Source organism: Caulobacter sp. (assembly GCF_049283275.1).
Classification (GTDB): Bacteria; Pseudomonadota; Alphaproteobacteria; order Caulobacterales; family Caulobacteraceae; genus Caulobacter.
Window position 1 is genome coordinate 1 of record NZ_JBAPVS010000083.1, and the last position, 12,068, is coordinate 12,068.

Consider the following 12,068-nt stretch of genomic DNA (forward strand, 5'->3'; position numbering starts at 1 on the left):
GAGATCAGCGGCGGCACCGACGTGATGATCGTCGGCAAGCGCGAGATCAATTCCCGCGCCTATGTCGGCAGCTTCAACTTCAAGGGCGGCGACCAGCAGAAGAAGGTCGGTCTCCTCTCGGGCGGTGAGCGCAACCGCGTCCACCTGGCCAAGACCCTGGCCACCGGCGGCAACCTGCTGCTGCTGGACGAACCGACCAACGACCTGGACATCGAAACCTTGCAGGCCCTGGAAGAGGCCCTGGAAGAGTTCGCCGGCTGCGCCGTGGTCATCAGCCACGATCGCTGGTTCTTGGACCGTCTGGCCACCCACATCCTGGCCTTCGAGGGCGACAGCCACGTCGAATGGTTCGAAGGCAACTTCGAGATGTACGAGGAAGACAAGAAGCGCCGCCTGGGCGCCGACAGCCTGATCCCCAAGCGCATCAAGTTCCAGAAGTTCGCGCGCTAGCGCGGACTCTCTACAAGACTATCAGACGGGGCGGCCTGCGAGGGCCGCCCCGTCGTCGTTTCAGCCCAAGCCTATTTCGGTTCGGTCGGCGCGCCGGGCGTTATGGTCGATCCGGGCAGGTTCGAGCCCGGCGCCGGGCTCGAGGAATCCGGCAGGGCCGGCGGCGTGGACGGCATGCTGGTCGAGGAATCCGAGGGCATGCTGGTCGAGGCCGGCGGGTTCACCGAGGTGTCGGTGGTCGTCGTGCTCGAGGTCGACGCCGCAGGCGCGGTGGCCGAGGTGTCGGCCGACATGCCGGTCGAGGCCGAACCGCTCCACCAGTCCTTGCTGGCCCGTTGCTTGGTCGGGGCCTTCAGATAGGCGTCGAGCTGGCCGTAGGGGATCGGCTGAGAGGGGCCGGCCACGGCCGCTGAGGCCTTGGCCTTGGCCTTGGCTTGCGGCGCGGCCGAAGCGGCGCCCGAGACGAGCACGGCCAGCGCGACGCCGGCGGCGAGCGTTCTGATCATCATGGGAATACCTCCAGAACTGGCGCGTCGACAGGGCGCGTCAATAGAAAAACCCTTGGAACGGTCGGGGGTTCACAGCTTGGCTTTTGGCCCGCGCGACTCTGGACGCGCTCGGCCGGCCTTTCGCGTCGAACTGATCGAGGCGTTCGTACGGTGACGACATTAAGGCGTTATCCGTAAGCGGTTCGCGGTGGCGCGCCGCCGCAACTGGAGTAGCTTGCGTCTCGTTGAGACGGCCCGCTCGGGACAGAGGAACCGCATGCCACAGACGCCCGCCGAAAAGCCCCACATCGTCCTCTCGCACGAGATGCTGATGCCGCTGCAGCCGCTTCTCGAAGGGGCGTACCAGGTGCATCGGCTGTGGGACTATCCCGACCGCCTGGCGTTCCTGGACGGGCCGGGCCGACAGGTGCGGGCGATCGTCCATGCCGGCGAGATGGTCTTGGCCAAGGACCTGCTGTCGGAAATGCCCCGGCTGGGCCTGATCGCCTGCGTCAGCGTCGGCTATGACGGCGTCGACGTGCCGTGGTGCAAGGCGCACGGCATCGCCGTCACCCACTCGACCGGCCTCAACGCCGCCGACGTCGCCGACCACGCCCTGGGCCTGGTGCTGGCCGCCTGGCGCGGCATCGTCGAGGGCGACCAGAAGCTGCGCAGCGGCCACTGGACCAGCATGGAGCGGATGAGCCCCCGGCACGGCCTGCGCGGCCGCAAGGCGGGCATCGTCGGCCTGGGTCATATCGGCGAGGCGGTGGCCCAGCGCCTGGACGCCTTCGAGCTGAAGGTCTCCTGGTGGGCGCCGCGTCCCAAGGAGACCGAGCGCCCGCGCGCCAAGAGCCTGCTGGAGCTGGCCCGCGACAGCGACATCCTGGTGGTCTGCGCCCGCCCGGACGCCACCAACCGCCACATGATCAACCAGGCGGTCATCGAGGCGCTCGGGCCGCAGGGCCTGCTGGTCAACGTGGCGCGAGGCTCGCTGGTGGACGAAGACGCCCTGATCGCCGCCCTCAAGGACGGCCGGCTGGGCATGGCCGGGCTGGACGTGTTCGATCACGAGCCGACGCCGGCCTCGCGTTGGGCGGGCGTGCCCCACACCGTGCTGACGCCCCACACCGCCGGCGCCACCCTGGACAGCATTCCGGCCATGGTCGGGCTTACGGTCGAGAACCTGCGGCGGTTCTTCAAGGGCGAGGCGCTGGCTTCGCCGGTGGACGTCTAGGCTGAGTTGACAGGGGCTGACATGGCCAAGGTGCTGGGTTTGGGCGGGGTGTTCTTCAAGGCGGAGGACCCCGCCGCCGTTCGCGCCTGGTATGCGCGGGTGTTGGGGTTCGAGGTGCTCGATTGGGGCGGCGTCGTCTTCAAGCATCCCCGATCCGGCGAAACCAACTGGTCGCCGTTCGCCGCCGACACCCACTATTTCGAGCCGTCCCAGGCGCCGTTCATGATCAACTTCATCGTCGACGACCTGGACGGCGTGCTGGCCAAGGCGGCGGCCGAGGGCGTCGAGCCGACCGGTCGGCAGGACGAAGACATGGGGCGGTTCGCCTGGCTGCTGGATCCGGCCGGGGTGAAGATTGAGCTTTGGGAGCCCCGGGACTCCGGTTTCGAGGCATAGTTTACCGCTCCGGTTCGGTCGGGCTTCACGTCGTTTTTGCCGACGCCGGTTCGGATTTAGCTTGCCAAATCGGACATAAAGATATCTTTATGTCCTTATGAAAGTGTCGTCCGAATACGTTGTCGATCTGCTCCGCGCGGCGGGGGAAGCGACCCGTTTGCGGGTGCTGGCGCTGCTGGCCGTCGAAGAGCTTTCGGTGCTGGAGCTGTGCCGGATTCTCGATCAAAGCCAGCCCCGCGTCTCGCGGCACCTCAAGCTGCTGGGCGAGGCGGGACTGGTCGAACGGTTTCCCGACGGCGCCTGGGTGTTCTATCGCCTGGCCCTGAAATCGCCGGGTCGGGTCGTGGTCGAACGGGCCCTGGACCTGATCGATCCCCAGGATCCCATCGTGCGGGCCGACGCCGAGCGCCTGACCCTGGTGCGCGCCGAACGCACCGCCGGCGCCCAGGCCTATTTCGCGCGCAACGCCGCCCGCTGGAACGAGATCCGCTCGCTCTACGTCGACGAGGCCGAGGTCGAGGCCGCTATCCTGCAGGCGGCGGGCGAGGGCCCCTTCGACGAAATGGTCGACCTGGGGGCCGGCGCCGGCCGCATGCTGACCCTGCTGGGCCGACGCGCCGGCGCGGCCGTGGGGCTGGACCTGTCCCAACAGATGCTGAACATCGCCCGTGACGAGGTGGCCAAGGCCGGTCTCGTCCAGTGCGAGCTGCGCCACGGCGACATCTTCGCCACGGGCCTGCCCGGCGGCTGCGCCGATCTGGTGACCGTCCACCAGGTGCTGCACTATCTGGGCGATCCGGCCGCCGCCGTGACCGAGGCCGCGCGGCTGGTGGCCGACGGCGGCGTGCTGCTGATCGCCGACTTCGCGCCGCACGACCACGAGTTCCTGCGCGAAAACCATCAGCATCGCCGCCTCGGCTTCGCCGACGCCGAGATCATCGCGTGGATCGAGGCCGCCGGCCTGGTGCTGGACGCCAATATCGCCTTGCCGTCGCATTCCGACGAGGGGCTCACCGTCAAGATCTGGACGGCGCGACGCCCAAGCGACCGGGCCGCCGTTCAAAACGCCGAAAGAAGCGCCGCATGACCACCGTTCCCGCCCCCCGCCGCGTCCTTGGTCCGGTCGCCCGCGCCGGCGAGCGCACCGACCGCCCGCGCGTTTCGTTCGAGTTCTTCCCGCCCAAGACCGAGCAGATGGAAGAGAACCTGTGGGCGGCGATCAAGCGCCTGGCTCCGCTGGACCCGGCCTTCGTCTCCGTCACCTACGGGGCCGGCGGCTCGACGCGCGAGCGCACCCACCGCACGGTCAAGCGCATCCTGGACGAGACCAACCTCAAGCCCGCCGCCCACCTGACCTGCGTCGGCGCCAGCCGCGCCGAGGTGGACGAGGTGATCCGCGAATACTGGGAGACCGGCGTGCGCCATGTGGTGTCGCTGCGCGGCGACCCGCCTCCCGGCGAGGGCGGCATCGGCGGCGTCTATGTGCCCCGCGAGGACGGCTACAAGAACGCCACCGAACTGACCGCCGCCCTGACCTCGATCGCGCCGTTCAACGTGCTGATCGGCGTCTATCCGGAAAAGCATCCCGAAAGCCCGTCGATCGAGCACGACATCGAGGTGCTGAAGGCCAAGGTCGACGCCGGCGCCACCCTGGCCATCAGCCAGTTCTTCTTCGACACCGACGCCTTCCTGCGGTTCGTCGACAAGGTGCGGGCCGCCGGGATCACCATTCCCATCGTGCCGGGCATCATGCCGGTGACCAATTTCAAGGGCCTGGTGAAGATGTCGGCCGCCTGCCAGACCGCGGTGCCCGGCTGGCTGGCCAACATCTTCGACGGCCTGGACGAGGACGCCGACACCCGCCGCCTGCTGGCCTGCTCGGTGGCCGCCGAGATGTGCGCCAAGCTGCAGGAGCAGGGCTTCAGCGACTTCCACTTCTACACCCTGAACCGGGCCGACCTGGTCTATGCGATCTGCCGCGTGCTGGGCCTGCGCGAGAGCGCGCCGTCCCCGATCTCGGCGGAGGCGGCGGCGTGAAACGGGCGGCGTCGGTCCTTCTGGCCGTCCTGGTCCTGGCGATCCCGCTCGCCGGGGCGACGGCGATCGTCGACAACCAGCCGGCCAGCTGGTCCAAGCCGATCCGGCCCTATCGGGTGGTCGGCAACATCTACTATGTCGGCTCCGAAGGCCTGTCGGCCTGGCTGATCTCGTCGTCGGAGGGGCACGTGCTGCTCGACAGCGGCGCGTCGGCGGCCGGGGCCAAGCTGATCGAGGCTAATATCCAGACCCTGGGCTTCAGGCTCTCGGACGTGAAGGTCCTGATCAACACCCACGCCCATTTCGATCACGCCGGGGGCCTGGCCCAGCTGAAGGCCGACACCGGCGCCAAGGTCTGGGCCTCGCGCCTGGACGAGCCTGCCCTGGAGAAGGGGCAGCACTTCGGCGACAACGACAACGGCCTGACGCCGTTTCCGGCCGTCAAGGTCGACAAGGCGTTCGGCGAGGGCCAGAAGCTGAAGCTGGGCGAGAACCTCCTGGTCGCCCACCTGACGCCGGGCCACACGATCGGCTGCACCACCTGGACCACCCAGGTGATCGACCGCGGCCGGCCGCTGAACGTCACCTTCAATTGCTCGACCTCGGTGGCGGGCAACGTGCTGGTCGGCAACAAGACCTACAAGACCATCGTCGCCGATTACCGGGCCACCTTCGCCGCGCTGAAGGCCCTGCCGACCGACGTGATGCTGCCCAGCCACGAGGAGCAAGGCGACCTTCTGGCCAAGCGCAAGAAGATGCTGGCCGGCGACATCAACGCCTATATCGACCCGACCGAACTCGCCCGCTACGCCACCGCCTCGGAGGCGGCGTTCGACAAGGACCTGGCGCGGCAGCAAGCCGCTCGCCAGCCCTAGACAAGACCAAAGCAGCCGGAGCCCCCAGGTCTCCGGCAGGAGCCGACCATGACCGATCTCACCACCCGAGCTGGCCGCGTCGCCGCCCTCAAGGCCGCCGCCAAGGAACGCATCCTGATCCTCGACGGCTCGTGGGGCGTGATGTTCCAGAAGCGCAAGCTCTCCGAGGCCGACTACCGCGCCGAGCGCTTCGCCGACTACGACGGCCAGATGAAGGGCAATAACGACATCCTGTGCCTGACCCGGCCGGACATCGTCGCCGACCTGCATCACCAGTACTACGCCGCCGGCGCCGACATCTCCGAGACCAACACCTTCTCGGGCACTACGATCGCCCAGGCCGACTATCGGCTGGGCGCAGACGTGGTGCGCGACATCAACTACGAAGGCGCCCGCATCGCCCGCTCGGTGGCCGACGAATGGCTGGCCAAGGAACCGGAAAAGCCGCGCTTCGTGGCCGGCTCGATCGGGCCGCTGAACGTCATGCTGTCGATGTCGTCGGACGTGAACGATCCGGGCGCGCGCAAGGTGACCTTCGACCAGGTCTATCAGGCCTATCGCGAACAGGTGGCGGCGCTGCACGACGGCGGCGTTGACCTGTTCCTGATCGAGACCATCACCGACACCCTCAACTGCAAGGCCGCGATCAAGGCGATCATGGACCTGGTCGACGAGGGCTATGAAGAGCTGCCGATCTGGATCAGCGGCACCATCACCGACCGCTCGGGCCGCACCCTGTCGGGCCAGACGGCCGAGGCGTTCTGGAACTCGATCAAACACTGCAAGCCGTTCGCCGTGGGCTTCAACTGCGCCCTGGGCGCGGACCTGATGCGTCCGCACATCGCCGAGATGGCCCGCATCGCCGACACCCTGGTGGCGGCCTATCCCAACGCCGGCCTGCCCAACGCCATGGGCGAGTACGACGAGGAGCCGCACCAGACCGGCCACCAGCTGCACGAGTGGGCCAAGGACGGGATCGTCAACATCCTGGGCGGCTGCTGCGGCACCACGCCCGACCACATCAAGCACGTGGCCGACGAAGTGCGCGGCGTGAAGCCCCGCGCCATCCCCGAGCGCCCCAAGGCCATGCGCCTGGCGGGGCTTGAGCCGTTTGAACTGGCCTAGAGATTTTGACGATGCGTACGACTCTCCTGTTCGGCGGCATGAGCCGCGAGCGCCTCGTTTCGGTGGCCAGCGCCAAGGCCCTCTCGGCGGCGCTGCCGGACGCTGATCTCTGGTTCTGGGCGCCCGACGACCAGGTCTATGTGGCCAGCGACGCGGCGCTGCAGGCCCATGAGCGGCCGTTCGAGATCGACCTGCCCACCGAGGGCGCGCCGATCGGCGGGATCACGGCGGCGCTCGACAAGGCCAAGGCCGAGGACCGCGTGCTGGTTCTGGGCATGCACGGCGGCGCGGCCGAGAACGGCGACCTGGCGGCCCTGTGCGAGGCGCGCGGCGTGGCCTTCACCGGCTCGGACTCCCGGTCCAGCCGCCTGGCCTTCGACAAGATCGCCACCAAGGCCGCCGTGGCCAAGGCCGGCGTCGTCGCGCCCTCGACCGTCGAGTTGGCCGACGCGGAGGCCGCGCTCGCTAAGTACGGCAAGCTGGTCGCCAAGCCGGTGGCCGACGGCTCCAGCTACGGCCTGATCTTCGTCAACGCGGCCGCCGACCTGGAGACGCTGAAGGCCGCCGCCGCACGCGAAGCCTATGTCATCGAGCCCTTCGTGGCCGGGGCCGAGGCCACGTGCGGGGTTCTGGAGCAGGACGGCAAGGTCTTCGCCCTGCCGCCGGTCGAGATCCGCCCGGCCGACGGCGCGTTCGACTATGTCGGCAAGTACCTGGCCAAGACCACCGAAGAGATCTGCCCGGCCACCTTCGCGCCCGAGGTCAACGCCGCCATGCAGGAGGCCGCGCTGAAGGCCCACAAGACCGTGGGCGCGGGCGGCTATTCGCGCAGCGACTTCATCGTCACCCCGAACGGTCCGATCTTCCTGGAGATCAACACCCTGCCGGGCATGACCGCCGCGTCGCTATATCCCAAGTCGCTGAAGGCCCAGGGCATCGCGTTCAAGGACTTCCTCGACGGCCAGATCGCCCTCGCGGTCGCCCGCGCTAAAGTCGAGGCGGTCTGATGAGCGCCTGGGCCAGCGGACTGTTCGACAACGACGACGCCTTGGACTTCATCGACGATCTGGCCGAGGGGCCCGACTGGCGCACCGTCGTGCAGGCGCTCGACTACGTCACCAAGCAGGCGGGCTATCTGGAGGCGCCGGAGGGGCAGATCGCCGTGGCCGCCGCCGCCATCGTCGCGGCCGCCGTCGGCGACGTGACGATCCTGCCCGACAATCACCGCGAGCTGAAAGCCGCCCTCGGCGCCCCGCCCGAAGGGGTCGTGCGCCTGGCCCGCTCGGCCCTGGCCCGCGTGGTCGCTCCGGCCTCCGAACTCGACGAACTCTGGCAAGAGGGTGATGAGCACGACGCGTGGCTCACCCAGATCGCCGTCCTGCAAACGACCTTGAGTGCATCCCAATGAGACCTGTCTTCATCAACATTGGTGAGCGCACCAACGTCACCGGCTCGGCCAAGTTCAAGAAGCTGGTTATCGACGGCGACTATTCGGCCGCCCTGTCGGTGGCCCGCCAGCAGGTCGAGGCCGGCGCCCAGGTCATCGACGTCAACATGGACGAGGGCCTGCTGGACTCCAAGCAAGCGATGATCACCTTCCTGAACCTGATGGCGGCCGAGCCCGACATCGCCCGGGTGCCGGTGATGATCGACAGCTCCAAGTGGGAGGTAATCGAGGCCGGCCTGAAGTGCGTGCAGGGCAAGGCGATCGTCAACTCGATCTCGATGAAGGAAGGCGAGGCCAAGTTCATCGAACAGGCCAAGCTTTGCCTGCGCTACGGCGCGGCCGTGGTGGTCATGGCCTTCGACGAGGTCGGCCAGGCCGACACCGCCGCCCGCAAGATCGAGATCTGCGAGAAGGCCTACCGCATCCTGGTCGACAAGGTGGGCTTCCCGCCGGAAGACATCATCTTCGACCCCAACATCTTCGCCGTGGCGACCGGGATCGAGGAGCACGACAACTACGCCGTCGACTTCATCGAGGGCACGCGCGAGATCAAGAAGCGCTGCCCCTATGCCCGGATCTCGGGCGGGGTGTCGAACGTGTCGTTCAGCTTCCGCGGCAACGAGCCCGTGCGCCGGGCCATCCACTCGGTGTTCCTGTACCACGCCATCGCGGCGGGCATGGACATGGGCATCGTCAACGCCGGCGACCTGCCGGTCTACGACACCCTGGACGCAGAGCTGCGCGAGGCCGTCGAGGACGTGATCCTCAACCGCCCGCAGCGCACCAACGTCTCCAACACCGAGCGCCTGGTCGACATGGCCCCGCGCTACAAGGGCGACAAGAGCCAGGTCCAGACCGCCAATCTCGAATGGCGCAAGGGCACGGTGAACGAGCGCATCACCCACGCCCTGGTCAACGGCATCACCGAATTCATCGACGCCGACACGGAAGAAGCGCGCCTGTCGGTCGAGCGGCCGCTGCACGTGATCGAAGGCCATCTGATGGACGGCATGAACGTGGTCGGCGACCTGTTCGGCTCGGGCAAGATGTTCCTGCCCCAGGTGGTCAAGTCGGCGCGCGTGATGAAGCAGGCCGTGGCTTGGCTGGAGCCGTTCATGGAGGCCGAAAAGGCCGGCAAGCCGCGCGAGCAGGCCGGCCGCATCCTGATGGCCACCGTCAAGGGCGACGTCCACGACATCGGCAAGAACATCGTCGGCGTCGTGCTCCAGTGCAACAACTACGAGGTCATCGACCTGGGCGTGATGGTCCCGGCCGACCGCATCCTGGAAGAAGCCAAGAAGCACAATGTCGACATGATCGGCCTGTCGGGCCTGATCACCCCGTCGCTGGACGAGATGGTGTTCGTGGCTTCGGAGATGGAGCGTCAGGGCTTCACCATGCCGCTGCTGATCGGCGGCGCCACCACCAGCCGCACCCACACCGCGGTCAAGATCGAGCCAGCCTATCACAAGGGCTCCACCACCTATGTGCTGGACGCCAGCCGCGCGGTGGGCGTGGTCTCGGGCCTGCTGTCGGCCAGCGAGCGTGATCGCCTGCAAGCCGAGACGCGGGCCGAATATGTCCGCATCCGCGAGCAGTACGCCCGCGGCCAGACGGCCAAGGCGCGCACCAAGATCGCCGACGCCCGCAAGCGCAAGTTCGCCATCGCGTGGGAAGGCTATACGCCGCCCAAGCCGACCTTCATCGGCGCACGCACCTTCGAGCCGAGCCTGGAAGAGTTGGTGCCGTTCATCGACTGGTCGCCGTTCTTCGCCAGTTGGGAGCTGATCGGGCGCTTCCCGCAGATCCTGGAAGACGACGTGGTCGGCGAGGCCGCCACCGACCTCTATCGTGAAGCCCGCGAGATGCTGGACAAGGTCGTGGCCGAGAAATGGTTCGGGGCAAAGGGCGTGGTCGGCTTCTGGCCGGCCCAGGCCGATGGCGACGATATCGTTCTCTATACGGATGAAACTCGCACCACCGAGCTGACCCGCCTGTTCACCCTGCGCCAGCAGATGGACAAGTCCGAGGGCAAGGCCAATCTGGCCCTGGCCGACTTCGTCGCGCCGATCGGGCAGGGGGCGGACTACATGGGCGGTTTCGCCGTCACCGCCGGCCATGGCGAGGACGAGATCGTCAAGCGCTTCAAGGACGCCGGCGACGACTACAGCGCCATCATGGCCTCGGCCCTGGCCGACCGCCTGGCCGAGGCCTTCGCCGAGTGGCTGCACTACAAGGCCCGCGTCGAGCTGTGGGGCTATGCCGCCGACGAACGCCAGGACGTCGACATCATGATCGCCGAGAAGTACCGGGGCATCCGCCCGGCCCCCGGCTATCCGGCCCAGCCCGACCACACCGAGAAGGGCACGCTGTTCAAGCTGCTGGACGCCGAAGCGGCCACCGGCATGATCCTGACCGAGAGCTACGCCATGAGCCCCGGTGCGGCGGTGTCGGGCTTCTATTTCAGCCACCCGCAAAGCCACTATTTCGGCGTCGGCAAGATCGATCTGGACCAGGTCGAGGACTATGCCCGCCGCAAGGGCTGGGACCTGGCCAAGGCCGAGAAGTGGCTGTCGCCGATCCTCAACTACGACCCCGGCGCCAAGGCGCGGGAGGCGGCGGCCTAGGGGTTGTTCGCTCTCCCGTTCCGACACGTGATCGATTGACCTGGCGCCGTAATCCCCTCACTTCATAGGCCGCGCACAGTGGCGCTTGGGGTTTACGGGGGAATTCATGACGGACGCGACCGCGCCGACTTCAGGCGAGACGCTGACGTTCGGCCAGACGCTGAAATCGTCGGACTTCGTCGGGCTGGGCATCAAGAACGGCCTGCTCAACATCGTCACTTTGGGGATCTACAGCTTCTGGGCCAAGACCGCGACGCGGCGGAGCATCTGGGAGAAGGTCAGCCTGAACGGCGAGGCCTTCAGCTACACCGGCAACGGCGGCGAGCTGTTCCGCGGCTTCCTGCTGGGCATGTTGGCCCTGTTCGCGCCCTACATGGCGGTGGTCATCCTGACGGTGATCAACAAGCTCTTCATGCTGCTGATCTTCCCGCTCTACATCGCGCTGATCGTGGCGCTGGGCGCGGCGGTGTTCATGGCGTTCCGCTATGTCGCCGGCCGCACGCGCTGGCGAGGCAACCGGTTCCAGCTGATGGGTTCGCCGGTCAAGTTCGGCTGGTCGTATCTCGGCTGCTTCCTGCTGTTCTGCGTGACGCTGGGCTGGTTCGCGCCGGCCATGAGCATGCGGCTGTCCGGCAAGCTGTGGGGCTCCCTGTCGTATGGCGACAAGAAGCTGGAATGGCAGCGCTCGGCCAAGGAGAATCTCTATGGCCCGTTCACCCTGGCTTGGCTGGTGGGCGTGGCCGGCTATGTCGGCCTGATCGCCATGATTCTTTCGTCCATGCCGACGCAGCCGACGGGCGGCGTGCCTGACTTCGCCTTCATCGGTCGGATCTACGCCTTCATGCTGGTCTACATCCTGGCCGCGACGCTGGCTTCGGCCTGGTATTACGCCGCCCTGATGCGGGCGGTGGTCGGCGCGATCCGCGTGGACGACGCCCGTTTCGCCATCACGGTGAAGGCCATCGACCTGATCGTGCTGAGCCTGACCAACGTGCTGATCCTGATCTTCTCGCTGGGCTTCCTGCTGCCGGTGGTTGAGGCGCGTTCGGCGCGCTTCGTGCTGTCGCGCCTGTCCAGCACCGGCAAGGTCGACCTGTCCAACGTCCGGCAGGCCCCGCCCAGCTCGGGCGCCGACGAGGGCCTGGCCGACGCGCTGGGGATCAGCACGTTTTGATCCTGGATCTCATCCCTCTCCCCTTGCGGGAGAGGGCGGCCTCCGAAGGAGGTCGGGTGAGAGGTTGAAAGACCTGACCGCCGCGACAAGCCGAGAGGGCGGTCGCGGCGGTTTTCGTTTGAAGTGTCTCCCGATGGAAACCGCGCTACGACTCTCCCCGAATCCGGGGAGATCCAGCGTGAGCCAGCTCAATCGACGTGACGTTCTAGCCC

The 12,068-nt window shown here is 67.5% G+C and carries 12 protein-coding genes; 11 read left to right on the top strand and 1 reads right to left on the bottom strand.

Going from position 1 to position 12,068, the window contains the following annotated elements:
• Positions 1 to 450 (top strand): ATP-binding cassette domain-containing protein (locus WAL33_RS04130; RefSeq protein WP_422178769.1); only part of this gene is annotated, 450 nt, incomplete at its 5' end.
• A 71-nt stretch (positions 451 to 521) separates the two neighbouring features.
• Here the strand turns inward: WAL33_RS04130 and WAL33_RS04135 are convergent.
• The gene (locus WAL33_RS04135) at positions 522 to 959 is read right to left on the bottom strand and encodes a hypothetical protein (RefSeq protein WP_422178771.1); all 438 of its coding nucleotides are present in this window, start codon (positions 957 to 959) and stop codon (positions 522 to 524) included.
• 256 nt (positions 960 to 1,215) lie between these two features.
• Here WAL33_RS04135 and WAL33_RS04140 point away from each other — a divergent pair, with 256 nt between their 5' ends.
• From WAL33_RS04140 to WAL33_RS04185, 10 genes are all read left to right on the top strand, one after another.
• The gene (locus WAL33_RS04140; protein ID WP_422178773.1) at positions 1,216 to 2,175 is read left to right on the top strand and encodes a 2-hydroxyacid dehydrogenase; all 960 of its coding nucleotides are present in this window, start codon (positions 1,216 to 1,218) and stop codon (positions 2,173 to 2,175) included.
• 21 nt (positions 2,176 to 2,196) lie between these two features.
• Positions 2,197 to 2,571: a VOC family protein gene (locus tag WAL33_RS04145; RefSeq protein ID WP_422178775.1), complete on the top strand. Its 375-nt coding sequence runs from the start codon at positions 2,197 to 2,199 to the stop codon at positions 2,569 to 2,571.
• 97 nt (positions 2,572 to 2,668) lie between these two features.
• Positions 2,669 to 3,658, top strand: coding sequence for an ArsR/SmtB family transcription factor (locus tag WAL33_RS04150; RefSeq protein WP_422178777.1), 990 nt, complete (start codon positions 2,669 to 2,671; stop codon positions 3,656 to 3,658).
• Positions 3,655 to 4,608: a methylenetetrahydrofolate reductase [NAD(P)H] gene (gene metF, locus WAL33_RS04155; RefSeq protein ID WP_422178779.1), complete on the top strand. Its 954-nt coding sequence runs from the start codon at positions 3,655 to 3,657 to the stop codon at positions 4,606 to 4,608. The genes WAL33_RS04150 and metF overlap by 4 nt, the downstream gene beginning before the upstream one ends.
• Positions 4,605 to 5,483, top strand: coding sequence for a CAU/MBL1b family subclass B3 metallo-beta-lactamase (blaCAU, locus tag WAL33_RS04160; protein WP_422178781.1), 879 nt, complete (start codon positions 4,605 to 4,607; stop codon positions 5,481 to 5,483). The genes metF and blaCAU overlap by 4 nt, the downstream gene beginning before the upstream one ends.
• A 48-nt stretch (positions 5,484 to 5,531) precedes the next feature.
• Positions 5,532 to 6,608, top strand: coding sequence for a homocysteine S-methyltransferase family protein (locus WAL33_RS04165; protein ID WP_422178783.1), 1,077 nt, complete (start codon positions 5,532 to 5,534; stop codon positions 6,606 to 6,608).
• Between the two features lie 11 nt (positions 6,609 to 6,619).
• Positions 6,620 to 7,615, top strand: coding sequence for a D-alanine--D-alanine ligase family protein (locus WAL33_RS04170; protein WP_422178785.1), 996 nt, complete (start codon positions 6,620 to 6,622; stop codon positions 7,613 to 7,615).
• A complete protein-coding gene (locus WAL33_RS04175) occupies positions 7,615 to 8,016 on the top strand; it encodes a DUF4259 domain-containing protein (protein ID WP_422178787.1) in 402 nt (133 codons plus the stop codon). Before WAL33_RS04170 ends, WAL33_RS04175 begins: the two co-directional genes overlap by 1 nt.
• Positions 8,013 to 10,682: a methionine synthase gene (gene metH / locus WAL33_RS04180; protein WP_422178789.1), complete on the top strand. Its 2,670-nt coding sequence runs from the start codon at positions 8,013 to 8,015 to the stop codon at positions 10,680 to 10,682. The genes WAL33_RS04175 and metH overlap by 4 nt, the downstream gene beginning before the upstream one ends.
• Positions 10,683 to 10,788: 106 nt before the next feature.
• The gene (locus WAL33_RS04185; protein WP_422178791.1) at positions 10,789 to 11,856 is read left to right on the top strand and encodes a YjgN family protein; all 1,068 of its coding nucleotides are present in this window, start codon (positions 10,789 to 10,791) and stop codon (positions 11,854 to 11,856) included.
• Positions 11,857 to 12,068: the final 212 nt, after the last annotated feature.